Source organism: Pedobacter sp. AC379 (assembly GCF_979258145.1).
Map to the genome: position 1 here is coordinate 5,315,634 of NZ_OZ409839.1, position 25,950 is coordinate 5,341,583.

A 25,950-nucleotide genomic window follows, 5' to 3' on the forward strand; every position below is an offset into this window, starting at 1 on the left:
CCATTACTCCACCCATGTATTTTATTAATTTCCAAAATCGCTATCAAGTAAACCCAGGTATCTCAACCTGAGATTCTCACAGAACCGTACGTGATGGTCTCCCATCATACGGCTCTTATTATCGTAATTCCATAGTAGGTTTCGAGCCAAATGTCCAATGTGCAAATAAGTTTGGCTTTCGTTTATGTAAACGCCTTATCCATTTCATCGCACTGGTCAAACTAACCCTTAACCCTTTGTATTTTCTGATTGCCCAGTTGGCCAGCTTCGCGTTAACCCTACGCAAAAAGCCTTTCAACTTTGTGCTATAGAATTTTCCGTAATAGTTGATCAAACCCTGCAATACCGGATTCATTTCTTTGGCAACAGATTCTATCTCAATACCTGCAATTCGTAGTATCGGCAACTTGTTGAGCTTTTCATTCATTGCTTTCATTGCTTTCATACTTACTGCGGGAAGAAAGTTGGTAAAACTGACATGCCTCTTGGTGTTCAATGCCTGTCTGGGCTTGAATGTATAACCAAGAAAGTCAAACGATACCGCCTTCTCTGTTTCTCCCCTGCGGTTGCTGTCCTTGCAATAGACAATCTTAGTTTTCTCTTCATGCATCTCCAGTCCACAATCCTTTAGCCGTTGTCCTAATGATTCCTTCAAGTGGATGGCCTGTTCCTCTGTTTTGCAGTGAATGACTGCGTCATCTGCATAACGCTCAAAAGCATGATCCGGATAGTTGGCTTTTAGCCACACATCCATTGCATAATGCAGATAAAGATTTGAAAGAACCGGACCAATAACAGAGCCTTGAGGTACTCCTTTACTCCTTGCAACTACTGTTCCATCTTCCAGTTGTAAAGATGCTACCAGCCATCTTTTGATGTAAAGAACCATCCAATCTTCTTCTGTGTGCTTTTCAACGGCTAACATCAGCAAGTCATGCGGAATATTGTCGAAGAACCCTTTAATATCGACATCCAGTAACCAGTTGTATGCCCAGCACCTTTCACGTGCCTTGGCAACTGCCTGTAATGCTGATTTCTTTGGGCGATAACCGTAAGAATCTTCGTGGAATAAGTTGTCGACCACTTCTCCCAGTCTTACTGCTACCACTGCCTGTCCAATCCGGTCGGTTGTCGTGGGAATACCCAATGGCCTTTTACCGCCATCTTTCTTGGGGATCTCTACCAACTTGATGGCGGGTGGTACATAGCTACCAGAACTCATCTGGTTCCATAACTTGTAAAGATGCTTTTGGGATTGCATGTCAAATGCTTCCATACTCATCTTGTCTACACCCGCTGCGCCTTTGTTGGCTTTGATCTTCAAGTAGGCTTCCTGGACCGACTTTCTTGAAATACAATATGGTTTTGGCCTGTACATCCTCTATACCTCCTGTAGTATTAACCTTGAACAGTTTCTATCAATGTACAGCGCCTGATAATGCCACTCCTTCGTTCCAGTCAAGTTTCCAAGACTATCATCACTACTACAGGTGGCTCTGCCCCCGTGGATGGCATCGGTACTTTCGACCTTACGGGTTCCTCCGCTTGGACTTTTCCCTTCACATCCTTCCGACAGGTTCACAAGTTCCATCTGATTGCCTGTATAAAGCTCATGCTGCCTATACGCCGGATGCCACAGAGACGGTAAACAGGTCGTCCTCCCTGCTGATAATAAAGTGTTACTGTACTTTAGTTTTGACATCATCTAATCCTTTCGACGCCTCTTCGGCAGTTCATTTGCATTCATCTTCTTTATACTTACCTGACACCTTTAAGATGCCTTTTCCTCTGACGCTCACCACCAGGACACTTAATCCAAGCAGCTCAGAGGCGGTTTGGTACCTGCTCCTGTAAGCCGATACCGAGGGGCCTACCCTCATCAATCAGACAGCACTGATTTGCTCGCGCAAATCATTCGTGTCGCTCAATAACCCGGACTTTGTTTCAGTACTCCTTTACTTCTATCAATCTGATCTTGTGGTAAAGGGAAATAATCATCTCTGCTTTCGATGGTGATTCCTTTTAAGTAATTAAAGTATCCACCTTCAAAAGAAAAATAACTCTCAAGCGTTTGTTTAGCGATGCCCCAGCGTACAAGATCGAAAAAGCGGTGGCCTTCCAATGCCAATTCCAACCGGCGTTCAAAACGCACTGCATTTCGGGCATAGGTATCATTCGGAAATGATAAGTACTCACTAACTTTATACGCGGCAGCTGGCGCACCATTTATAGTTTTAGGTGTTATTTTAGCTGCACGCGCCCTCACAATGTTTACCAAAATTAAAGCCCTTGCCAAATCGCCTTTTTCTACTGCGCATTCTGCAGCCATTAAATAAACATCACCTAACCTGATCAGATTTACATTTAACCCGGTTACGTTTGTATTACCAGGGGCTGTTCCGCTCGAAATTTGCGCCACATCAATGGTGTTTTTAACGGCAAGGAAAGGGCCACCGTTACTTGCATCACGAATCCAGGTATCACCAGGCATTAAACCCCAATCGCGGTATGGCACCCCACGTCTGCCAATTGTCGATTCAATTCGTGGATCAAGAGGCAAATTTTGGTCAACAGTGTAACTGGTTTTGTCTGCAACGCTTAAGCCATAATCAGATTTATACGGGTTAGTGCGGTAACTACCATCCAATAACGGCAAACCAGTAGTACTTACCTTAAATGAGTTGGCCAAATCAATGGTTGGTTGGAAAAAGCCACAACAGTTAACCGGTGCATTACCATATGGAAAGTTAAGCATATCACCAACATTTCCATTGTCTCCGCCGGTACCATCTGTTCCAACCGAATGCTGAACAGACATAATCGTTTCAGGGCCATCTTCTTTGGTAATGTCGAAGTTATCGGTATAAGGCATATCAACTAAGCTTGGTTTTGCCAATATCACCGCATTCAAAAGGTCATAAGCCTCGGTATATTTCTTTTGGTATAAAAATACCTTTCCCAAATATGCCTGGGCAGCATATTTATCTACACGGCCTTTCTGGTTTTTCGGTTTGGTTGTACTCAGGTTGGCAACAGCAAACTGAAGATCATCTACAATATTTGGATAGATGTCTTTATCATTTGCAACAAAAGTACCACTTGTAGTTTCGGTAATGTAAGGCACAACTTTAAATATCCGTACCAAGAAGAAATAGTAATGTGCCCGAAGTAATCTTGTTTCGCCCTGGATTTCTTTTGCACGGGCATCGCTAAATTTTGCAGTTCCTTGGCCAGCCTGTAAATTGGCTAAAATTTTAAGGGTATTGTTACACCGCTGAATGCCTTCAAAACACCTGTCCCAAATATTCGATAAATTATCATTGGTACTGGTTGGTGCATGTTGTTCTATCGCATTCATTGGTGGCTGATCGCCTATTTCACTTCCTTTATGTGCATTATCCGAAGCAACCTCCCCAAACAACCATTGGCTTGGTGCTGCGCCATAATTGCCATATGTTCCATTTACGTTGCCATTTAGCAAGCCATAAGCCCCTACCAATAAACCTTCAACACCATCTTGTGTGGTAAGCTGATCTTCCGTTAATTCACCCTGTGGCTGAAGCGTTAAAAACTCCTTTTTGCAGGAAAAGGTACTGCAAATTAATAGGGAGAGCAGAATATATTTTATATGTTTCATTTTGATATATTTTTAATTAAAATCCAACATTAATACCGATTAAAAACTGACGTGGTGAAGGATACACCCCTTTATCAACCCCTAGTGCAGAAAAAGTATCTGCCGGCGGACCTGAACTGCCTACTGAAGAAGCAGCATCCCTAGTTTGACTTACCTCTGGATCCAGACCTGTGTATTTGGTAATGGTGAAAAGATTGGTTGCACTAACGTATACCCTTAACCTGTTGATACCTGCTTTTTCGCCAAAGGCTTTAGCTACCGGAATTGAATATCCAATTTGCAAATTCTTTAATCGTAAAAAACTACCATCCTGTACATAGTAACTAGAAGAAGCCAGTTCAACATCTGATGCACCTACATAAGCTGATGGGGTAAGGCTCGATGGATTTGATGGGCTCCATGCATTTAACAGCCTGGTACTTTTTGCACCTGCAAACGATGGGAAATCGGTAAAATAACGCGTAGCCTCAAATAACTCATTGCCTTGTACACCATATACAAAAGCAGAAATATCGAAGTTTTTATAAGAAGCATTTAAGTTTACACCATAGGTAAAATCAGGGTTTGGGTTACCGATAATGGTACGGTCTTTAGGATCGATTATACCATCGCCATTAATATCCTGGTAGCGCAAACCACCAACCCTTGCACCCGCATACGATGGGTTATTTTTTATATCTGCAGTACTCTGATAAATTCCGGCAGTTCTGTAACCAAAGAAAGATCCGAAAGCTTCTCCCTCTTGTAATACACTGGTTTGTAAGCTTCGGTAATTACCATAAATCTGATTAAAAATACCAGGTGCCAACCTTACGATTTTATTGTCGTTTTTAGAAAGGTTTAAACCGATATCAAATTTAAAAGGATGCTCTGCTGTTCTTCCATAATGATAGGCTAAATTAAATTCGACACCTTTATTGCTCATATCGCCAATGTTTACATAAGGCGAACTTCCTAAACCTACTACGCTGGAGGGTAGAGGCAGATTATAAAGCATATCGGATGTTTTTTTGCTGTACCAGTCTAATGATCCATCAACAGCACCTCCTAAGAATGTAAAATCAAGACCAATATTTAGTGCTTTTAACGATTCCCATTTTACATCAGCATTTTGATAGGCATTTTGCCAAACACCAGTGGTAAGGCCATTACCCCCGCCAACAGCATAAGCCGAGTTAACAATAGAACTTTGGTACCTGTTGATGTACTGGTATGGAGGAATCCGCTGGTTACCCGTTTGGCCATATCCAACGCGTAATTTTAAATCACTTATCCATTTAACATCCTTCATAAATTCTTCTTCAGATAACCTCCAGGCTGCACTTGCTGCCGGATAATAACCGTATTTGTTTGCAGGCCCGAAGTTGGAAGAACCATCGCGGCGAATGGTAACGCTCGCTAAATAACGGTCGTGATAAGAATAATCTGCCTTTGCAAACAATGAAAAGAGTGATCCTATTGATCCATAACTCGAATTGCTGATGTTAGACGAACCTGTATTGAGGTAATAATAATCCTGACTGCCTAAAATGAAATACCCATTTCTACCAGCATTGAGTTGCCTTGTTCTCGATCGGATGGCCTCCGTACCAACCAATATATTTAACCTGTGTTTTTCATTAAAAACTTTACTGTAATTTAAAGTGTTCGTCCAGGTCCATTCTGTGTTATATCCCTGGTATTCATTGAGGCTATTTGAGTTATTACCTTCAGAAAATTCAAGATTCGGATAACGCATCGATAAACCGTTAAAGTTCTCATAGCGGATACCAAAATTTGTTTTTAAAACTAAGCCGGGAATGATATCGCCTTCTGCATAAACGTTACCAAAAAAGAAATTACTTTTATTCTTATTGTCTTTTGCGCGATAAAGAAAAGCAACAGGATTTTCTGCATTTCCTAACTGACTGCCGCGGCTCCCTGCAAAATTACCTGCAATATCGTAAACAGGAATAATGGTAGGAATCCGGTATGCCCAGCCCAATGCACTCCCCTGATCCTGATAATCGCCAGAAACATTGGGATTTACACCTAAACCAAAACCCTCAGAATAACTGTACTGAGCATTTTCGCCAAAACGAACCCTCTTATTAAATGCCGAGATATTGGTGTTCGATCTGAAATTATACCGTTTAAACCCGGTATTTTTAATTGTTCCTTTTTGATCAAGATAACCTCCTGAAAAGGTATATGTGGCATTTTCACCACCTCCTGTAGCACTGATTTGATAATTTTGAACAGGTGCAACCTCAGTAATTTCATCAAACCAGTTGGTACCGGCCTTATTTGCTTTTGTAATTTGATAAAAAAGATCAGGATCGCGGTTATAATTGTATTTAGAAGGATCAGCATCGGCTGCAGTAACATCCTGGCCGAGTTTTAAACCAGCTACCAAATAATCTGGCAATACAGGTACAGAACCTGATCCATAATTTTTTCCTGCGGCAACAGGTAATCCTGCATTGGTATAACCATCAAATATATACTGGGCATATTGTTGAGGGTTCATCATCTCCGGAAAACTGTTTTTCCTTGGCACCTGGGTACCATAATAAGAATCGAGGGTAATTCTTGGTGCCCCTACCACCCCCTTTTTTGTGGTAATGATAACAACACCATTATTTGCCCTTGAACCATAAATAGAAGCCGAAGAAGCATCTTTCAATACCTGAAGGCTTTCGATATCATTTTGGTTAAGCCATGATAATTTACCTTCAAAAGGCACGCCATCAATAACATATAGTGGTTCGTTATTATTAATGGTACTAATACCCCTAATTCTGATCTGTGGTGTAGATCCTGGTGCACCATCATTAATAATTTGTACACCAGTGGCTTTACCCTGTAAGGCTTCTACTGCACTTGCCGCGGGCTGAGCTTTTAACAAATCCATGTTTACCACCGCAACTGCACCGGTTAAATCTTTTTTGCGCTGCGAAGAATAACCCGTTACAATAACGTCTGTTAGGTTGTTATTATCGGCTTGTAGTACTACGGTGATATTGGTTTGTTTACCAACAGCAACTTCTTTGCTGCCATAACCAACAAAGGAAATTACCAAAATATCAGTAGGCTTTGCAGTTAATGAGAAAGCTCCGTTTTCATCTGATGTGGTGCCTCCGGTTGCATTTTTAATTTTAATTGAAGCACCAATCACAGGTAGTTTATCATCACTGCCAATAATTTTACCCGTAATTTTTGATTGGGCCGTTGCGCCAAGGGCAAATAACATCCCCAAACACAAGAGAAGAAAACTCCTCTTGATAAAAGATAGATTTTGTTTCATAGTTTATAAGTGATTAGGTGAATAAGCTTACTCATACAGCTGACCTGCTTAAAGATTTGATCTTTAAAACAGCATCAGTTTATTGTCGCGGTTTTTACGACAACAGATCGGGTATTTTGGGTTGTAAGGGTATTGAATTGCCGAAAAATAGGCGCGTATCCAAAAAGGAAAGATTTCTCCTGATAATGGGTAGTTTTGTTCTCATAAGGATTTTGGTTAGTTAGGGATATTTGGTTTTTATTGATTAATTACATATTGGTATTTTTTAGTCAACAATTTGCTAGTGTACAAAATACACTTCAATTAAAATAAATATACATATAATTAATAATTATACTACAAAAAATAATTTAGCAAAAAGATTAATTGATTCTTATTTATATTTAATGCTTTGCATGGCATATAAAGGAAGATCTTATATAATTATCCAGCGCAACATTTATCATTAAGCGGATTTTGAAACATTTTATGTATATTTGCCCCCGAAGCAGGAATAAGGGCTTGTCGTTCTCAATGGCATATTCTCTCCGCAAGTTAGTCCTTCAATAAATGATCGTTCTAGCTTCTTCGATAAATATTACATAAAAACATACATGTTATTCAAAGAATTAAACCTCATTGAGCCAATTTTAAAGGCCCTTGAGACCGAAGGTTATACACAACCTACACCAATACAGGAGCAATCCATCCCAACAATATTACAAGGCAAAGATTTATTAGGCTGCGCACAAACCGGAACCGGAAAAACGGCCGCTTTTGCCATCCCAATGTTGCAGTTATTGCACGAAAAACACGTTAATACCAAAGCTACAAAAAACATAAAAGCTTTAATTTTAACACCAACCCGCGAACTTGCCATCCAGATTGAAGAAAGCTTTAAAGCTTACGGCCGTAACTTAAACTTACGCCACCTGGTAATATTTGGCGGCGTAAATCAACACTCACAAGTAGAATCGCTTAAAAAAGGGATTGATATTTTAGTGGCTACACCAGGCCGTTTACTGGATTTAATGAACCAGGGTTTTATCAATTTAAATACCATTGAGCTATTTGTGTTAGATGAAGCTGACCGTATGTTAGATATGGGCTTTATTCACGATGTGAAAAGAGTTGTGGCTAAATTGCCTGCAAAACGCCAGACTTTATTTTTCTCGGCAACAATGCCAGATGAGATTCAGAAGTTGGCAAATACCATCTTATCCAACCCAACCAAAGTAGAAGTTACCCCTATTTCTTCTACCGCCGAAACAATTGTACAATCGGTTTACTTTGTTGATAAGCCAGATAAAAAGAAATTACTCATCCATCTGCTAGAAGATAAAGATATTCAAACAGCACTGGTTTTTACCCGTACCAAACATGGTGCAGACCGGATAGTAAAAGATTTAGCCCATGCCGGCATTAAAGCAGCAGCAATTCATGGAAATAAATCTCAAAACGCCAGACAAAGGGCATTAACTGATTTTAAAGACAGAAAAATCCGTGTGTTGGTGGCTACTGATATTGCTGCGCGTGGTATAGATATCGATCAGTTATCGCACGTTTTCAATTTCGAATTGCCGAACATCCCTGAATCTTATGTACATAGAATTGGCCGTACCGGACGTGCGGGTGCTAACGGAATTGCAATATCATTCTGCGATGCCGAAGAAAATGAGTACTTATTGGATATTCAGAAACTGATTAAAATTACCCTACCTGTTGTTGATGATCATCCTTACCCGTTAAGCTGGGAAAGCATGTTGGCTAAAAACCAGGTGAAACGCAAACCACAAGCACAATCAAAAGGTGGCGGTGGTGCTAAAAAAAGTGGCGATGGCAACATGAGTGGCAAACCACGCAATGCCAGCAACAATAGAAGATTTGGTGGAAACAGAAAAAGAGGTGAAAGATAGAAGCTCAAAGACCAAAGCAGAAAGACTAAAGTTTTAATGCTCATCTTATAAAAACCCGAGTTGTAATACAGCTCGGGTTTTGTTTTTCACCCCCATAAATGATTCGAAAGCAATGACGAGAAATAAGAAAACCCGAATTAATCTCTTAACCGGGTTTTCTCTTTATCAACTGTTTAGGAAAGCTTTCCGCTTTAGTCTTTAAGCTTTAAACTCCTTAAACAACTACATTAATAATCTTTCCTTTAACGAAAATGATCTTTTTGGTGGGTTTTCCGTCCAAAAACTTCTGGAATTGCTCATCAGCCAATAAAATACTTTCTACTTCTAGCTGAGCCAAAGTTAAGCTCAAATTCAGGTTCATTTTCATTTTACCATTAATAGAAACCGGATAAGCAAATTCATCTTCTACCAGGTATTCTGGCTTAAAAGTAGGGAATGCAGTGTATGACAGTGTTCCAGCCTCATTACCCAATAATACCCATAATTCTTCACAGATGTGTGGCGCATAAGGGGAAAGAATTACCACCAAATCTTTCAAAACCTGACGGTTTTTACATTTCAGATCTGTTAGTTCATTTACCGCAATCATAAAGCTTGATACTGATGTATTGAATGAAAAACGCTCAATATCATCCTGTACTTTTTTAATGATTTTATGAAGAGATTTTAATTCTGCTTTTGTAGATTCATTGTCGTTTACTTGAAATACCCACTCTTCATTGTGGAACAAACGCCAAAACTTACGCAAAAATTTAAATACACCTTCAATACCATTGGTATTCCATGGTTTGCTCTGCTCCAAAGGCCCCAAAAACATTTCGTACATCCGTAATGTATCCGCACCATAACGCTCAATCAATTCATCGGGATTAACAACATTGAATTTCGACTTCGACATTTTTTCATTTTCTGGCTTCGTAAAAAATCTTCTTTCACCATTCGAGTTTTCGAATGGAGTGAAGACTCCGCCTTGCCAACAGCCTCCAGAACACCAAAAGATCGCATTTTTATATTCAGGCCGCCACTTTATGAATTTTTCTATATCCATTACATTTGTAAGTTCATCAACAAAACTTATGTCTACATTATGTAGTGAGGTTTTGAAAAATTCTCTCGCTATCTGACTTCCGTTATCAATCTCTTTTATTTTTACATCTTGACTAATAATCAGTCTTTCCGTTTTATCGCCAAAAAAATACTGTAATCCTTGTATTCGGTAATTATTCGAGCCACTAGTTGAGCCTTGTGAACCTAAGACATTTATTTTTTGAGACACTCCCTGGATCATGCCCTGGTTAATCAGCTTTTTGAAAGGCTCTTCCTCTTTGGTATAACCTAAATCTTTCAAAAATTTATTCCAGAAACGGCTGTACAATAAATGGCCTGTAGCGTGCTCAGAACCACCGATGTATAAATCAACATCTTTCCAATATTCAACAGCTTCTTTTGAGGCAAACTCATTGTTGTTATTGGCATCCATATAACGGTACCAGTACCAGCTGCTTCCTGCCCAGCCTGGCATGGTGCTTAATTCGTAATGCCCACCATCTTGAGGTAACCAGTTTTCGGCCCTGGCCAAAGGTGGCTCCCCGGTTTCAGTTGGTAAGTATTTATCAATTTCTGGCAACAACAATGGTAACTCTTCTTCTTTTACCAAATAAGGTAAGCCATCTTTAAAATAAACTGGAATTGGCTCACCCCAATAACGCTGACGACCAAAAATTGCATCACGCTGGCGGAAATTCACCTTTGCTTTACCTACTTTTTCTATTTCTAACCAATTATTTAAAAAGGAAACAGCTTCTTTATATTCCAATCCGTTAATAAAACCAGAATTGATGTATTTCCCTTCTTTTGTTGGATCAGCCTGTGTATCAATATCTTTCTGACCGTCCAAAATCTGTATAATTGGCAGATTGAAGTGCTTCGCAAATAACCAGTCGCGCTGATCGCCACTTGGCACACCCATTACAGCACCTGTTCCATATCCAGCCAAAACATAATCAGCAATCCACAATTGAACGCGTTCGCCACTTACCGGATTAATTACATAAGTACCTGTAAAAGCACCTGATACTGTTTTGGTATCGGCCATACGGTCTAATTCCGATTTCTTTTTAGTTAAGGCAATATAGTCGGCAACTTCCTGTTTTTGCTCAGGCGTGGTTAATTCTGCTACCCACTCATGCTCTGGTGCCAAAACAAGATAAGAAACACCAAAAATCGTATCAACTCTCGTTGTAAAAACCTCTATATATTTTTCAGTTTTCGGTTTAGCATTTTCAGTATCTTCAACTGCAAACTGTGAATTGTCGACAGCAAACTTTACCGATGCTCCAACGCTTTTACCAATCCAGTTGCGTTGCATTTCTTTAATCGGTTCCGGCCAATCAATCGTATCTAAGCCTTGCAATAAACGGTCGGAATATGCAGTGATGCGCATGCTCCATTGCATCATTTTCTTTTGTTCAACAGGAAAACCCCCACGCTCAGAAAAACCATCTTTCACTTCATCATTAGCTAAAACAGTTCCTAAAGCATGGCACCAGTTTACGGTACTTTCGCGAAGGTATGTTAACCGGTATTTTAACAGTTCTATCTGTTTTTCTTCATCAGTAAAGGTAGCCCAGTCGCTCGGAAGAAATTCTTTGGTATCTTCATCACAAACGGCCTTAACATCTGCAGTACCAGAAGCATTAAATTTTTCAATCAATGTGGTAATATCTTCTGCCCTATCGTTTTCAATGTTATACCAAGAGTTAAACAACTGCATAAAAATCCACTGCGTCCATTTGTAATAAGATGGCTCACTTGTGCGCACTTCCCTGCTCCAATCGAAAGAAAAACCAATTTGATCTAACTGGCGGCGGTAGGTTGCAATGTTTGCTTCAGTGGTAATTGCCGGATGCTGACCGGTTTGTATGGCGTATTGCTCTGCTGGTAAGCCGAATGAATCGTAACCCATTGGGTGCAATACATTAAAGCCCTTAAGGCGTTTGTATCGAGAAAAAATATCAGATGCAATGTAACCCAGTGGGTGACCAACGTGTAAACCTGCTCCTGATGGATATGGGAACATATCTAACACATAATATTTTGGTTTATCAGAATTACTTTCGGCCTTAAATGTTTGATGATCTGCCCAGAATTTCTGCCACTTTTGTTCTATTTCTTTGAATTGATAATCCATTGCAAGTTTTAAATTTTTAAAGGTGCAAAAATACGGAAATTAAGGGGCTTTAAAAAGGAGATTCATTATAATATTTCGCCGACAGAAATGCAGAATCAGAAGATGTTAGGATTGAAACACGGTGTTTTAACAATGGAACAAAATCAGGTTAACATTTATTAATTATTTATTATCTTCGTATATAAAAAATGAGTGTTATGACACATCTTACTATTGAAAATAAGAAATACGTACTCATTCCTGAAGAAAATTATCAAGAGTTGCAAAAAAATGCAGCTTTGAAACATCATCCTGAAAAAACATTTTCTATTAATGAGGCAAGAGCCCATAGTAAAAATTTAATCAGGAAATGGTCAGCAGAAAAATAGTAATTAAGCAAACCGTTGCAGAAAGTATTGCGGAAGTTTCATGGTATTTAGAATCTGAAGGTTTACCTGCTAGCGCAGAAAAATTTGCAGATGACGTTTATGATTTTATTGAAAGATTAGGAGACAACAGGAAGAGATATAAAACTTGTAGAGAGCCGCAAAGAACACTAATGGGCTATAAGTGCATATCTTACAAAAAAAAATACACTATTGTTTTTATCGAATTAGATACTGAAATCATAATATGTGAATTTATTCCATCAAAAATGATTCACTGGTAATCTCTTTTTGCTCCGTTTTCAGTTTATAAGGAATGCGCAGAATGTGTTTTTCTGCGGCAGTACGGAGAGAACAAACAAAAAAAATGCGCCATTGATATTAAAAACCAATGGCGCAAGCAAATAATCGGGGGATTAAGTTCTTATCTTGATAAGGAGTATACTTTAGTAACGTTTGTTTTATCAATTTTGGCAGTAAATTCCAATTTATTGGCATTGATACTATTGATTTTACAATAATTCAATCCATCATTGATGCTCATGCTAAACTGATCAGAATAAATGATCACATATTCACCAATTGTCCTGTTTCCTGATAAACTGATCTCCACTTGGTCATCATTATTTGATTTGAAGTCGATGTAATCAGTGGTTTTACCATAAGTAACCGCTCCATTAAGTTTATCATCAGTATAACCTGTAGTTACAATCTTATTTAACGTCCACCGGCCCAACATTTGTGCTTTTAACGAAGTATCATCTTTCTTGCAAGAAATAATTGATGATGCGACTAATAGTAAGAGGCTAAGGATAGTAATTTGTCTTTTCATAGTTAAATTTAGTTTTAAGATATCCATAATTAACGGCGTTTTATCAAATTTCGTACCGTGATTTTAGAAAAAGTGAATTTCATTAAGGAATTAATGCTCAAACTAAAAGCTTTACTGATTCGTTTATATTCATTTAACAATCATTAATTGGTGTTTATCAGGTATAATTTATATTTTCGCAGAAACAAAAATGAAATACATGGAAGAATTCGAAGTAAGTGATGCATCTAAAAAAACCAAAACCGTTTATATCTCTACTATAATTAGTATTGCGTTGGTTTTATTGATGCTGGGGCTGCTTGGGTTGGTACTTGTACATGCCAAAAACCTGTCTAACTACGTTAAAGAAAACATTGTTTTAAACATTATTGTTGATGAAGGTGCAAAAGAAGCCGATGTTCTTGCTTTTCAGAAAGAGCTAAATACGAACCCTGCGGTAAAGCAAACACAATATGTAAATAAGGAGCTTGCTGCCAGAAATTTAACCCAGGATTTAGGCGAAGATTTTGTTAACTTTTTAGGTTACAACCCGCTAACCTCTACTTTCGATGTGTATTTAAAAGCAGAATATGCCAACAATAAGAGCATTGATGCATTGAAAGCAAGTATTTCTAAAAATCCGGTTGTTAAAGAAGTGGTTTACCAAAGTTCTTTAATTGATATGGTTAATAAAAATATCAATACCATTGGTTTAATTATTTTAGCCTTTGCTGCATTGCTTCTTATAATTTCTATTGCACTGATTAACAACACCATAAGACTTGCAATTTACTCGCAACGCTTTTTAATTAAAAGTATGCAGCTGGTTGGTGCAACGAAAAATTTTATCCGACGTCCTTTCTTACTGTATGCTGCTTTACATGGTTTAATTGCTGCGTTTATTGCCATCATCATTTTATTGGCTACGCTAATTTATGCCCGTAAAGAAGTGCCGGAAATAATTATTTTAAATAACTACCAGGAGTTTGGCTTTGTGTTTATAGGCCTTTTAATTGTTGGTATTTTTATAACAGGCATTAGTACATGGTTTGCAGTGAGCAGATATTTACGTTTAAAATCTTATCATCTTTATAGATAATGGCAGAAAAAAAAACAAGTCCGATTGTTAAGGACGTTAAAAATGAATTGGTTTTTACCAAAAAAAATTATCAGTTATTATTGATCAGCATTGCAATTGTGGCTGTTGGTTTTATCCTGATGATGGGTACAACTGGCGATATCTACGATTTTAGAAGAACTTTATTGGCTCCTGTAGTGGTGCTGGCGGGTTTTGCTTTCGGTATTTATGCAATTTTAAAAAAATAATTGCTTGTAATAACTAGCGTGTTTTTTTAACTTTCTATTATGACTACAACAAATTTGCAAATCGAAATAAATTCACTTCCCCTAAACTTTAGGCAGGAAGTTGCAGATTTTGTAGAATTTTTAAAAACCAAGCATCAAAATAAGCCAAACTTAAAATCACGCGAGTTCGGATATGCAAAAGGTAAAATTAAACTATCTGATGATTTTGATGAACCGCTGGAAATGTTTGCTGATTACATTTAATGGCATATTTACTAGATACCCATGCTTTTTTGTGGTTTGTAGCCGGACATGATCAGTTGCTTGCTTCTATCAAAAAAACACTATCTAATGTTAGCGAATCCTGTATCTTGAGTATCGCCTCACTTTGGGAAATCGCGATAAAAAAACAAATTGGAAAGCTCGATTTACAAATAGACTTTGATAAACTTTTCCGGTTTGCTGAACGAAATCAGATCGAAGTGATCGCTATTAACGAAACGCACCTTAAAAGCTTATTAAAACAGGCGTTTTTCAACAATGATCCTTTTGATCGTATAACTGTTTCGCAAGCCATTTCTGAAGATTTAACTTTAATCTCAAGAGATAAAAAATTAAATAACTATAACGTAAAATTACAATGGGATTAACCATTAACTAAACAATATGAACTCTTTCGAAGCCATTGTCCTTGCCATTGTTGAAGGATTAACCGAATTTTTACCTGTATCGAGCACCGGGCATATGATTATTGCCTCATCTTTTATGGGCATTGCATCAGAACCTTTTGTAAAACTTTTTACCATAGTAATTCAACTCGGGGCCATACTTTCGGTGGTAGTACTTTACTTTAAAAGATTTTTTAAATCGATAAACTTCTATATCAAATTATTGGTTGCATTTATCCCAGCAGCAGTATTTGGTTTACTTTTAAGCAAAAAAATCGACGAATTGCTGGAGAGTCCAATGGCTGTTGGTATTTCCCTCTTAGTTGGTGGCATTATTTTATTGTTTGTTGATAAATGGTTTAATAAGCCAACCATCAATGAAGAAGAAAATATAAGTTATTTAACTGCATTAAAAATTGGCTTTTTTCAATGTATTGCCATGTTACCTGGTGTATCACGTTCAGGAGCGACCATTGTTGGCGGTATGAGTCAGAAATTAAGCAGAAAAGTAGCTGCAGAGTTTTCATTCTTCCTTGCCGTACCTACCATGTTTGCAGCAACAGCCAAAAAACTTTACGATTTTTACAAAGAAGGACATACCATAACCCACGATCAAACCAACCTCTTAATTATTGGTAACGTTGTTGCCTTTGTTGTGGCACTATTGGCCATTAAAAGTTTTATCGGTTACCTGAATAAAAATGGCTTTAAAGTATTTGGATGGTACAGAATTGCAGCAGGCTTAATTATTATCATCTTGTTATTAAGCGGCCACAACTTACAAATTATATAGATATAGAAACAACTCAACCACGATAAAAAGGATAGAAACAGAGAATAAGCATCCGTGTTTATCTGTATACATCTGTGGTAAAAAAACTTAAGCAAACCACATCGAATCCGTATCTTTGCGCAAAAAAGATTTGTGAGTACCGAAAATTCAAAATTTAAAGATTTCAATTTTGCTGAAGGCGAATTGCTTTTAATCAACAAACCATACAAATGGACTTCATTTGATGTGGTAGGCAAAATCCGTAATTCTTTAAAACCATTAAAACTGAAGGTTGGCCATGCCGGCACTTTAGATCCCCTTGCCACAGGCTTATTAATCATTTGCACTGGCAAGCTAACCAAGCAAATAGACACTTTTCAAGCTGAAGAAAAAGAATATACAGGCACCATGATTTTAGGTGCTACAACCCCATCATTCGATATGGAAACTGAGGTTGATCAAACTTTTGACATCAGCAACATTACCGAAGCGGAAATTTATGCAGCTTGCGAACCTTTTATTGGCGATATTGAACAATATCCGCCGGCACACTCTGCAGTTAAAGTAAACGGTGAGCGCTTATATGTAAAAGCGCGCCTAGGTGAAGAGGTAGAATTACGTAAACGTTTTGTTAGTGTTCCGGAATTTGTGATCACCCGGATCGAGCTGCCGGAAATTGATTTCAGAATTGTTTGCAGTAAAGGCACGTACATCCGTTCATTAGTGTCTGATTTTGGCAAACAATTAAACAGTGGCGCATACCTTTCCAAACTTACGCGTACCCGAAGCGGAAACTTTTTGCTTAATGATGCGTTTGAGGTATTAGAACTTGTTAATTATATTCGTAGCAAGAAAGAAGAAGTTAAAACTGAAGCTCAACCATGAACCACATTAAAAACAGAAAAACCAGGTTTATCAAAGAAATTCTGTTAATTATTGCAGGTGTAACTTCAGCATGCTTCGGTTTAAAAAGTTTTTTAATGCCAAGCCACTTTATTGATGGTGGTGTAACCGGTATATCGCTGCTATTAAGCACCTTAACCGGATGGAATTTATCGTATCTTATTGCCATTATTAATATTCCGTTCGTAATTTTGGGCTACAGGCAAATTGGTAAAGGTTTTGCAATTAAAACAGCCATTGCCATCGCTACACTCTCTATAGCCCTAATTATACTGCCATTTCAACCGATTACGCACGATAAATTGCTCATCGCATTTTTTGGAGGCCTGTTTTTAGGTGGTGGTATTGGTTTAGCCATGCGCGGCGGCTGCGTAATTGATGGCACTGAGGTTTTGGCACTTTACATCAGTAAAAACAGTATTTTAACTGTCGGAAATATCATTCTAATTTTAAATATCATCATTTTTGCCTTCGCAGCATATTTTTTAAACATCGAAACTGCACTTTATGCTATATTAACGTATTTGTCAGCTTCGAGCACCATCGATTTTATCGTTAACGGAATAGAACAATATACCGGTGTAACGATTATTTCAGAACATCAGGAAGACATTAAAAATTTTATCATCAACGAAATGAGGCGCGGTGTTACCATTTACAAGGGCGAAGGCGGTTATGGAGAAAAGAAAGATATCGATATTATTTTCACCGTAGTAACCAAGCTGGAAATGAGCAAATTACAAACTGCTATCCGGCAGATTGATTCGGATGCTTTTGTGATTCAACAACAAATTGCCGATTTAAAAGGCGGGGTGGTAAAACGCCATGCTTTACATTAATAAACAACAGAAATTTGGGTATGCACTTAAGCTATGCCAAGGTTCGGGTTGTATGCTAACCAGCTACCTACCCGCATGCAAAACCCAGATGAATAAATAGATTTTAGCATTGAAGATATATAATAACCTTTCAGATTTTAAAAAATTAGACAATGCCATTGTAACCATTGGTACTTTCGACGGTGTACATTTCGGACATCAAAAAATCATTAAACAACTTGTAGAAAAGGCAAAGGCTGATCATGGAGAAAGTGTAATTTTAACATTTTTTCCGCATCCACGGATGATTATCGATCCTGAAAACCAGGATTTAAAAATGATCAATACCATTAATGAAAAAGCAGAAATTTTAAAAGGTTTGGGTGTGGATCATCTGATTATTACACCATTTACAAGAGATTTTTCCAATCAGTTGCCTGAAGATTATATTAAAAATATATTGGTCAATACTATTGGTACCAAACATATTATAATTGGTTACGACCACCGTTTTGGTAAAGACCGGTCAGGTAATTTAAGCGATTTAAAAGCGGCAGGTTTGCATTATGGCTTCACGGTTGAAGAAATAATGGAACAGGATATTCACGATGTTGCAGTAAGTTCTACCAAAATCCGTCAGGCACTTTTGGCAGGCGATGTGGGTTTAGCCAGCGATTACCTCGGTTATCCGTTTTCTATTTTCGGAAGAGTAATTAAAGGCGATAAAATCGGCAGAACAATTGGTTTCCCTACTGCCAATATATTTGTGGAAGAAACTTATAAATTGATTCCTGGCGATGGCATTTATGCAGTAACGGTAGAGATGAGCGCCGAATTTAAAGAAGAAGGTTCAGAATCAACAAACAGACTTCAGACTACGGACACCGGACTTCGGACTTACAAAGGCATGGCCTACATCGGGCAGCGCCCAACCATTAACGGGATGACCAGAAACATTGAGGTAAATATTTTCGATTTCAACCAGGAAATTTATGGCCAGGATATTAAGATGAATTTTTTAAAATTTCTTCGTCACGATGTAAAATTTACGGGGTTAGAAGCGCTGACTGTTCAATTACAAAAAGATAAAGAAGCTACTCTAGCATATTTTAGTAGTTAGTCTTTTACAGAGGATATAAAGTTAATTCAGCAATAAATTTAAAATCTTTTAAATTGAAAGTAAATAGTCTTAGTTTTGTTTCAATTGCGGTAGCTGCAATCAATGAATCGGCTATTGCTAGACCATGACTTAGCTTAAAATCCTGAATTAAATCTATAGCTGTTAGATTAATTCTTTCATTGATTAATACGACGCTAAACCGTTTTAGGTTTTTGTTAATGATACTGAGGTCTAACTTGTTTGTGGCACCATATAACAATTCCATTTTAGTGACTGATGAGATGATAATATTATCTAGTCCTATTACCGATTCTAATATCTCTGTTGTGTTAGCATTCCGACTATTATTTTTATCAAAATAATCTATTAATACATCAGTATCACAAATTATTTTTTCCTTTGCCATGCATTATTTCTCAATTCTTTAGCATCCAGGTTCTTTCCTGTAAAAACATCATATAAACTACTAATATCCACTTTATCGTCTCCAATTATAACTGGAATCCCGTTAATACTGATTTCTTTTTCAATAACAGTTTTGACATTTTGATCAGAAACAGAGAAATTTAAATATTTACCTAATTCTTTAAGTGCCTCCAGTGTTTTATTACTTTTATATTTGATGGTTACTTCTTTCATTAGATTCTATTTTAATACGCATTATCTACACAAATTTAGTCAATATTTATTAGAAAAACGTGTGGCATATTGATGTCAAATAGACTTCATTATTGATAAATCAAAGTTGTTTAATCACATTTCCCTTTCAAAAAAGCCTCTTTTTCGTTATATTAGCAGCAATGAGGCTTATTTACATCATCCTTCTTCTTATTATTTCCACTAATTTTTCGTCATTCGCAACGCAGGGAAATAGAAATGATGCACCAGCCAAGAACTTAAAAATAAGTTTCATCACCGATAAAAAAATCAATAAGCTTAATTCAGATTTTAATCAGGACTATGAAAGCTTGCAAAAAGATTTCATTAACGCTTCAATTGTAAAAATATCTTTCGCCGCTTTTATACTTCTTTCTTTTTTGATGTTTCTTTTTTTAAAAAACAAAGCCATCACTGCTAAAGTTGTAATTAGAAGGTTAAAACATAATTATTGGTGCCATTTTAAAATGCTTTATCCAAAACATGTTTTTTGGTAAGTAATTTCATTTATTTGAACCACATCACGTGGAATTTTCAGTAAAAACCAGGTTATAAATATTGCCTGGCAATAAATTATTTAACCCATATTACCTATTTTTTATAGATGCATTTACCCGATTTGATAGCCGATTTAGGATTAATTCTTGCCGCAGCAGGAATTACCACACTCATATTTAAAAGAATTAAGCAACCCCTTGTTTTAGGTTACATACTTGCCGGCTTATTGGTTGGCTCACACTTGAAATTTTTTCCGTCTGTTACTGATACAAAAAGCATTAATATTTGGGGCGAAATAGGTGTTATTTTCCTATTGTTCAGTCTTGGTTTAGAATTCAGTTTTAAAAAACTGGTCAAAGTAGGCGGCTCTGCCTCCATTACCGCAATTGTAAAAGTATTATTTATTATTCTGGCCGGTTACCTGGTTGGTAAAGCCATGGGCTGGAAAGATATGGACAGCCTGTTTTTGGGAGGAATATTATCGATATCATCAACCATGATTACGATTAAAGCTTTCGAAGAACTTGGTTTAAAACATAAAAAGTTTGCTGGCTTGGTTTTCGGGGTGTTAATTGTTGAAGATCTTGTAGCCATTTTGTTATTGGTACTATTTTCCACGCTGGCTGTAAGCCAGCAATCGGCAGGTACAGAAATGTTATATTCCATTTTAAAACTGGCTTTTTTCCTGGTACTTTGGTTTTTAGGAGGAATTTTTCTGGTTCCATCGTTTCTTAAGGCAACCAAAAAATTAATGAATGATGAAACAATGCTGGTTGTATCATTGGCTTTATGCCTGGTAATGGTTTTGCTTGCTGATAAAGTAGGTTTTTCTCCGGCACTTGGGGCTTTTATTATGGGATCTATTTTGGCCGAAACTACTCAGGCCGAAAGAATTGAACATTTAACAAAATCGGTAAAGGATTTATTTGCAGCCGTATTTTTTGTTTCTGTTGGCATGTTGATTGATCCTTCCATGTTGGTTAAATATGCAGTTCCAATTTTAGTAGCTACTCTGGTCATTATTTTAGGAAAAATCATTTTTACCATACTTGGGGCATTGCTTTCCGGTCAGCCATTAAAAACTTCTGTCCAATCAGGCATGAGTTTGGCGCAAATCGGCGAATTTTCTTTCATCATTGCATCCTTGGGTTTAACCCTTAAAGTAACGAGTGATTTCCTTTATCCTATCGCAGTAGCCGCAGCTGCAATTACAACATTTACCACTCCTTATTTAATTAAATTATCTGAACCTTTTTACCAGTACTTAAACCGTATTTTACCCAAAAAATGGCTTGATGGCATTGATAGATATAGCTCCAGTACAGAAGGCATTACCACACTAAGCGATTGGAAGATTTTATTACGATCCTATATTTTTAATACCATTATCCATTCTGTAATTATCATCGCAATTATCTTTTTAGCTTACCGGTATGTGCAACCTTTTATTGTGCGCAACATTGCAAATAGTTTAACTTCAATTATCATCAGTGTAGTGGTTTCGTTTATATTAATGTCGCCATTTTTGTGGGCATTATCCATCAGAAGGATTCAAAGAACAGCTTATTCTCACCTTTGGCTAAATAAAAAATATACGCGTGGACCATTAATTGCAATCGAGTTTTTTAGGGTGGCCTTAGGGATTTTCTTTGTAGGATTTCTGATGTATGAATTTTTCGACACCTGGGTTGCAGCTGTAATTGCGCTAGGTTTAATTATCCTCGGAATGGTAATTTTCTCGCGGAAACTGCAATCATTTTACGATAAACTGGAAAGACGTTTCATGCTGAACTTAAATGCACGTGAAAATCAGAAACCGAATATTTTACCCTGGGATACCCACTTAACTGAGCTTACTGTCTCTCCTGAATCAGAAGTGGTAGGAAAAACACTTACTGAATTAATGATCAGGGAAAAATACGGGGTTAATATTGCTTTAATAGAACGTGGAAGGAACAACATTCCAACCCCGGGAAGAGATGAAAGGCTTTATCCAAATGATAAACTGTTATTAATTGGTGCTGATGATCAATTGGCTGCCGTAAAAGCCCTTTTAGAAGTAGATGCGCCGGCAATTGCTGAAGAAAACAATTTTCCAAATAAAGAAATGACACTTCAAAAGGTGGTCGTACATACCGAATCGCCGGTTTATGGGTTAAGCATTAGAAATGCAGGGATCCGCGAAAAAGCGCAGGCCTTAATTGTAGGGATTGAACGGGGTTCTGATCGGATATTGAATCCTTCATCTGATTTCGTTTTCGACAATGGTGATATTATCTGGATTGTAGGGAACAACAGGAAGATTAAAGAGGTTATATAAAGGTATTCATCGTTATGACATAGTTTTTTAGCAGACAAAGCAATCTAATTAAGGTAAATTATATGGAGAGATTGACTACCAATGCCTACATACATCAATAACGATCAAATTTTATATCTTCGTGTATAACCTAACCTATGAAAGTTGACAGAGAAAAAAGTGAGTTTCTGGATGATATGATTGAGCAGTGGCAGAATGATGGCCTCATCAATGATGAAACCGGTAATAAGCTCCGTAAAAGTTATGAAGCCAAAAATTTCGATTGGCTCCGGCTGGCGCAGTATGCCTTTTGGGTAGCTTTAGCCTGTGGCTTTATCGCTCTCGGATCATTACTGATTGATAATTCGATTTTAAACTACTTAAAAAGAGTTTATAACACCCCAAACATTGTAATTGCCATCGTATCTGGTGGCTTGGCAGGATGGCTTTATATTCTTGGCTTCAGGAGGAAAAAGAAATTATCACATTTAAAATTTAGCAACGAGGCCATTGTGTTTTCTGCCATTTTACTTACTGCAAATGCCATTGCCTATTTCGGGAAGGCAATAGATAACGGCTCGGGTAATTTTTCTATCCTCATTCTAATATCTGTTTTTATATATGGTGCTTTAGGATATATCTTCAATTCGCGGTTAATCTGGATTTTTGCGTTAATCTCATTAGGTGCATGGTTTGGTACTGAAACAGGTTATTTAAGCCGGTGGAACTATTATTTTCTGGGCATGAATTATCCGTTACGTTTTGTAGTTTTTGGGGCTGCATTAACTGCTGCATCATTTATAATGAAAGCTTTTCCTAAAACACAGCATTTCTTTCAGGTAACCTATATAGCTGGTATGGTTTATTTGTTCGTATCACTTTGGGCCTTATCAGTATTTGGTAATTTTGCCAGTTTAGAAGAATGGTATACGGTTAGGCAATTAAGCTTATTTTATTGGGCTTTAATTTCCGCCGTCATTTGCCTTGCAAGTACTCTTTTTGGTTTAAAATACCATGATGATATTGCCCGTGAATTCGGAATTACCTTTCTCTTTATCAATCTTTATACACGTTATTTCGAATATTTTTGGGATAGCTGGCATAAAGCATTATTTTTTTCAGTGCTGGCTGCTTCTTTTTGGTTAATTGGCAGAAAAGCAGAAAAAATCTGGAATGTGGAGTTTTTGAGGTAAGACAATACTTGTTTGATTCGAAAACATCATTTTTCAAATTTATAGACCTAATATTTTCTATTGTAAAATATGCAAATCCAAAGGCAAAATTTATATGCCAAGGTTATTGAATTGCTGAATCAAGCGAGGCAGAATGTAACACAGACTATTAATAATGCAATGGCTACCGCATATTTCGAAATTGGTAGAATGATTATTGAAGAGGAGCAGCAAGGAAAAGAAAGGGCAGAATATGGCAAACAAATTTTAAATGAGCTTTCTGAAAGATTAGTTGTTGAACTTGGTAAAGGTTTTTCTAAGAGAAATTTAGAACAAATGCGTCAGTTTTATTTAACTTATTCAATTGCGCAGACAGTGTCTGCGCAATTCAAACTCACATGGTCTCACTATCTTAAATTAATGAGAATAAAAGACCTAAATGAGCGTAATTTCTATGAAATTGAAGCATTGAAGAATAATTGGAGTTTGCGAGAATTACAGCGTCAATATGATTCGGGCACTATATACACGTTTAACATTAAGCAAAAATAAAAAAGAGATACTATCACTTGGGCAAAAGGGACAAGTAATTGAAAAAAAAAAAGATTTAATAAAAGATCCTTATATACTAGAATTTCTCGGCTTGCCAGAACAAAACTTTTATTCAGAAAGCGATTTAGAACAAAAGTTAATTGATAAACTTGAACATTTTTTATTAGAGCTAGGAAACGGATTTACCTTTGTCTCCCGTCAAAAAAGAATAACTTTTGAAGAAAGACACTTTAAAATAGATTTGGTTTTCTATAACCGTATTTTAAAGTGTTTTGTATTGATCGATTTAAAGATTGGAGAATTAAAACATCAGGATATTGGTCAGATGCAGATGTATGTAAACTATTTCGATAGAGAATTAAAACTTGAGGACGAAAACAAGACGATTGGTATTATACTTTGTCAAGATAAAAGTGAATCAGTAGTACGATACACGCTTCCAGAAAATAACGACCAAATTTTCGCAAGTAAGTATTTAACTGTTTTACCTAGTGAAAAGGATTTCATTAAAATTATCGAGAATTGATCAAATGAAAATATACCAACAAACCTTATCGCTTAGAGAACGTAGAAGGGGTTTCCACATTATTACGGAGGAGATTGAAGATGCTTTACCCCAATTGGATGAGATAAATATTGGCATTTGTCAGGTTTTTATACAGCATACTTCTGCTTCACTTACCATCAATGAAAATGCTGATCCTACGGTTCGGACAGATTTTGAAATGTTCTTTAATAAAACCGTTAAGGAAAACGATCCTAATTATGAACACGATTACGAAGGATCGGACGATATGCCCGCGCATTTAAAATCAGCACTTTTGGGTAGCTCAGTAACCATTCCGGTTAGAAATGGAAGATTAGCACTCGGTACCTGGCAAGGCATTTACTTATGCGAACACCGCGATCGTGGCGGACAGAGAAGATTGATTGTTACGGCCTGGGGAGAATAACTTTAAGACTTTTTAACTTCTTCTTTAATTTCTGGATGATTATCCTGAATAGATTTACCCTCGGTTTCTACTTCAATTTCTTTAGTGGTAACTGCGTAATGTGATGGATAAATTTCCGACCCGAAGGCAACCGCATAGGCTTTGGTAAATTCGGCTCCGAAGTATAAAATGATCGAAGAATAATAAGTCCACAGCAGGATTACAATTAATGAGCCAGTTGCACCATAGGTACCGCCAACATTACTTTGCCCAATATATAATGAAATGGCAAATTTACCGATCATAAATAGAATTGCGGTTACTACGGCTCCGGCCAATACATCGCGCCATTTAATAATAGCATCCGGCAAAACTTTAAAAATTACCCCAAATATTAAAGAAATAACAGCAAGCGTAACCACCTGGTTAATAATATAAAATACAACTACAGATACTTCTGCAAATCTTGCCTGCAGGCGATCGCTAAAGGCATCTAGCAAAGCGGTAACACCTAATGAAACCAACAAAACAAAGCCCAGGCTAATAATTACCGAAAATGATAAGAAGCGGTTTTGCAGCATCTTTACCCATCCCCTTTTGGGTTTCGGTTTTAAGCCCCAAATGGTATTAATGGAATCCTGAACATCACCAAAAATTGTAGTTGCGCCGATTAACAAAGTGATTATACCAATAATTAAAGCGATAGTACTTTTACCATCCAGGTAGGCATTTTTAATCAACTGTTGTAAAGAAACAGCAGATTCTCTGCCTTAAAAACCTTCAAGCTGTGCGTAAACCTGGCCTTCGGCAATCTCACGACCTAGAAATATCCCACACAAAGAAATAATCACTACCAATAGCGGTGCCATAGAAAATACGGTATAGTAAGCCAAAGAACCGCTAAGTTTAGTAACCTTATGATCATTAAATCCTGTAAAAGACGCTTTTAAAACGCCCCATATTCCTTTTAAAGTGATTTTATTCTTTGCCGCCATAACTATTTTCTAAAATGTATCCTATAATTTTAAACCGCATATTTTTTGAATTGTTTTTATTCATTGGCAATAGCG

The 25,950-nt window shown here is 37.2% G+C and carries 25 protein-coding genes; 16 read left to right on the forward strand and 9 right to left on the reverse strand.

Annotated elements, in window-relative coordinates; genetic code table 11:
- Nucleotides 1–118: 118 nt before the first annotated feature.
- The 3 genes from ltrA to ACZZZW_RS22885 form a co-directional block, all read right to left on the reverse strand.
- Nucleotides 119–1,378 carry a group II intron reverse transcriptase/maturase gene (ltrA, locus tag ACZZZW_RS22875; RefSeq protein WP_463496884.1) on the reverse strand — a complete coding sequence of 420 codons (1,260 nt, stop codon included), beginning with the start codon at nt 1,376–1,378 and terminating at the stop codon, nt 119–121.
- Nucleotides 1,379–1,924: 546 nt separating this feature from the next.
- On the reverse strand, nt 1,925–3,637 hold the full coding sequence (locus ACZZZW_RS22880; RefSeq protein ID WP_463496889.1) for a RagB/SusD family nutrient uptake outer membrane protein: 1,713 nt from the start codon (nt 3,635–3,637) through the stop codon (nt 1,925–1,927).
- Nucleotides 3,638–3,653: 16 nt separating this feature from the next.
- Nucleotides 3,654–6,923, reverse strand: coding sequence for a SusC/RagA family TonB-linked outer membrane protein (locus ACZZZW_RS22885; RefSeq protein WP_463496893.1), 3,270 nt, complete (start codon nt 6,921–6,923; stop codon nt 3,654–3,656).
- A gap of 593 nt (nt 6,924–7,516) precedes the next feature.
- Here ACZZZW_RS22885 and ACZZZW_RS22890 point away from each other — a divergent pair.
- Nucleotides 7,517–8,818 carry a DEAD/DEAH box helicase gene (locus ACZZZW_RS22890; RefSeq protein WP_055907362.1) on the forward strand — a complete coding sequence of 434 codons (1,302 nt, stop codon included), beginning with the start codon at nt 7,517–7,519 and terminating at the stop codon, nt 8,816–8,818.
- Nucleotides 8,819–9,032: 214 nt separating this feature from the next.
- Here the strand turns inward: ACZZZW_RS22890 and ACZZZW_RS22895 are convergent, their stop codons facing one another.
- Nucleotides 9,033–12,008 carry a leucine--tRNA ligase gene (locus ACZZZW_RS22895; RefSeq protein WP_463496899.1) on the reverse strand — a complete coding sequence of 992 codons (2,976 nt, stop codon included), beginning with the start codon at nt 12,006–12,008 and terminating at the stop codon, nt 9,033–9,035.
- A 197-nt stretch (nt 12,009–12,205) separates the two neighbouring features.
- On the opposite strand from ACZZZW_RS22895, the gene ACZZZW_RS22900 reads away from it, so the two are divergent.
- Both ACZZZW_RS22900 and ACZZZW_RS22905 read left to right on the forward strand, forming a co-directional pair.
- Nucleotides 12,206–12,376, forward strand: a complete 171-nt coding sequence (locus tag ACZZZW_RS22900; protein ID WP_157255385.1) for a hypothetical protein — start codon at nt 12,206–12,208, stop codon at nt 12,374–12,376.
- A complete protein-coding gene (locus ACZZZW_RS22905) occupies nt 12,358–12,657 on the forward strand; it encodes a type II toxin-antitoxin system RelE/ParE family toxin (protein WP_463496904.1) in 300 nt (99 codons plus the stop codon). Before ACZZZW_RS22900 ends, ACZZZW_RS22905 begins: the two co-directional genes overlap by 19 nt.
- A 140-nt stretch (nt 12,658–12,797) precedes the next feature.
- Here ACZZZW_RS22905 and ACZZZW_RS22910 read toward each other — a convergent pair whose 3' ends face one another.
- Nucleotides 12,798–13,205 (reverse strand): hypothetical protein, encoded by a 408-nt coding sequence (locus ACZZZW_RS22910; RefSeq protein ID WP_157255386.1) that lies wholly within the window; start codon nt 13,203–13,205, stop codon nt 12,798–12,800.
- A 199-nt stretch (nt 13,206–13,404) separates the two neighbouring features.
- Here ACZZZW_RS22910 and ACZZZW_RS22915 point away from each other — a divergent pair, with 199 nt between their 5' ends.
- The 8 genes from ACZZZW_RS22915 (at nt 13,405) to ACZZZW_RS22950 (ending at nt 18,770) form a co-directional block, all read left to right on the forward strand.
- Nucleotides 13,405–14,283 (forward strand): cell division protein FtsX, encoded by an 879-nt coding sequence (locus ACZZZW_RS22915; RefSeq protein WP_055907594.1) that lies wholly within the window; start codon nt 13,405–13,407, stop codon nt 14,281–14,283.
- On the forward strand, nt 14,283–14,510 hold the full coding sequence (locus ACZZZW_RS22920; RefSeq protein WP_055907377.1) for a DUF3098 domain-containing protein: 228 nt from the start codon (nt 14,283–14,285) through the stop codon (nt 14,508–14,510). Before ACZZZW_RS22915 ends, ACZZZW_RS22920 begins: the two co-directional genes overlap by 1 nt.
- A 39-nt stretch (nt 14,511–14,549) precedes the next feature.
- The gene (gene vapB, locus ACZZZW_RS22925; protein ID WP_463496912.1) at nt 14,550–14,753 is read left to right on the forward strand and encodes a type II toxin-antitoxin system VapB family antitoxin; all 204 of its coding nucleotides are present in this window, start codon (nt 14,550–14,552) and stop codon (nt 14,751–14,753) included.
- The gene (locus ACZZZW_RS22930) at nt 14,753–15,139 is read left to right on the forward strand and encodes a type II toxin-antitoxin system VapC family toxin (RefSeq protein ID WP_463496915.1); all 387 of its coding nucleotides are present in this window, start codon (nt 14,753–14,755) and stop codon (nt 15,137–15,139) included. The genes vapB and ACZZZW_RS22930 overlap by 1 nt, the downstream gene beginning before the upstream one ends.
- Nucleotides 15,140–15,155: 16 nt before the next feature.
- On the forward strand, nt 15,156–15,950 hold the full coding sequence (locus ACZZZW_RS22935; RefSeq protein ID WP_463496918.1) for an undecaprenyl-diphosphate phosphatase: 795 nt from the start codon (nt 15,156–15,158) through the stop codon (nt 15,948–15,950).
- Between the two features lie 132 nt (nt 15,951–16,082).
- Complete coding sequence (gene truB, locus ACZZZW_RS22940) at nt 16,083–16,814, forward strand: tRNA pseudouridine(55) synthase TruB (RefSeq protein ID WP_463496922.1); 732 nt, start codon at nt 16,083–16,085, stop codon at nt 16,812–16,814.
- The gene (locus tag ACZZZW_RS22945) at nt 16,811–17,671 is read left to right on the forward strand and encodes a YitT family protein (RefSeq protein ID WP_055907391.1); all 861 of its coding nucleotides are present in this window, start codon (nt 16,811–16,813) and stop codon (nt 17,669–17,671) included. Before truB ends, ACZZZW_RS22945 begins: the two co-directional genes overlap by 4 nt.
- A gap of 109 nt (nt 17,672–17,780) precedes the next feature.
- On the forward strand, nt 17,781–18,770 hold the full coding sequence (locus ACZZZW_RS22950; RefSeq protein ID WP_463496926.1) for a bifunctional riboflavin kinase/FAD synthetase: 990 nt from the start codon (nt 17,781–17,783) through the stop codon (nt 18,768–18,770).
- Between the two features lie 4 nt (nt 18,771–18,774).
- On the opposite strand, the gene ACZZZW_RS22955 is transcribed toward ACZZZW_RS22950, so the two are convergent.
- Both ACZZZW_RS22955 and ACZZZW_RS22960 read right to left on the reverse strand, forming a co-directional pair.
- A complete protein-coding gene (locus tag ACZZZW_RS22955) occupies nt 18,775–19,176 on the reverse strand; it encodes a PIN domain-containing protein (RefSeq protein ID WP_463496930.1) in 402 nt (133 codons plus the stop codon).
- Complete coding sequence (locus ACZZZW_RS22960; RefSeq protein ID WP_463496933.1) at nt 19,158–19,409, reverse strand: hypothetical protein; 252 nt, start codon at nt 19,407–19,409, stop codon at nt 19,158–19,160. The genes ACZZZW_RS22955 and ACZZZW_RS22960 overlap by 19 nt, the downstream gene beginning before the upstream one ends.
- 622 nt (nt 19,410–20,031) lie before the next feature.
- Here ACZZZW_RS22960 and ACZZZW_RS22965 point away from each other — a divergent pair.
- The 5 genes from ACZZZW_RS22965 (at nt 20,032) to ACZZZW_RS22985 (ending at nt 24,901) form a co-directional block, all read left to right on the forward strand.
- Entirely contained in the window at nt 20,032–22,245 is a 2,214-nt protein-coding gene (locus ACZZZW_RS22965; protein WP_463496936.1) for a cation:proton antiporter domain-containing protein, read from the forward strand.
- Nucleotides 22,246–22,382: 137 nt separating this feature from the next.
- A complete protein-coding gene (locus ACZZZW_RS22970; RefSeq protein WP_463496939.1) occupies nt 22,383–23,417 on the forward strand; it encodes a DUF2157 domain-containing protein in 1,035 nt (344 codons plus the stop codon).
- Between the two features lie 69 nt (nt 23,418–23,486).
- Nucleotides 23,487–23,948, forward strand: a complete 462-nt coding sequence (locus tag ACZZZW_RS22975; RefSeq protein WP_463496942.1) for a DUF1016 N-terminal domain-containing protein — start codon at nt 23,487–23,489, stop codon at nt 23,946–23,948.
- On the forward strand, nt 23,905–24,474 hold the full coding sequence (locus ACZZZW_RS22980; protein WP_463496945.1) for a PDDEXK nuclease domain-containing protein: 570 nt from the start codon (nt 23,905–23,907) through the stop codon (nt 24,472–24,474). Before ACZZZW_RS22975 ends, ACZZZW_RS22980 begins: the two co-directional genes overlap by 44 nt.
- A 4-nt stretch (nt 24,475–24,478) precedes the next feature.
- Nucleotides 24,479–24,901, forward strand: coding sequence for a secondary thiamine-phosphate synthase enzyme YjbQ (locus ACZZZW_RS22985; RefSeq protein WP_463496948.1), 423 nt, complete (start codon nt 24,479–24,481; stop codon nt 24,899–24,901).
- 2 nt (nt 24,902–24,903) lie between these two features.
- Here ACZZZW_RS22985 and ACZZZW_RS22990 read toward each other — a convergent pair whose 3' ends face one another.
- Nucleotides 24,904–25,620 carry a YihY/virulence factor BrkB family protein gene (locus ACZZZW_RS22990; RefSeq protein WP_463496952.1) on the reverse strand — a complete coding sequence of 239 codons (717 nt, stop codon included), beginning with the start codon at nt 25,618–25,620 and terminating at the stop codon, nt 24,904–24,906.
- Between the two features lie 30 nt (nt 25,621–25,650).
- Nucleotides 25,651–25,875: a hypothetical protein gene (locus tag ACZZZW_RS22995; protein ID WP_463496955.1), complete on the reverse strand. Its 225-nt coding sequence runs from the start codon at nt 25,873–25,875 to the stop codon at nt 25,651–25,653.
- Nucleotides 25,876–25,950: the final 75 nt, after the last annotated feature.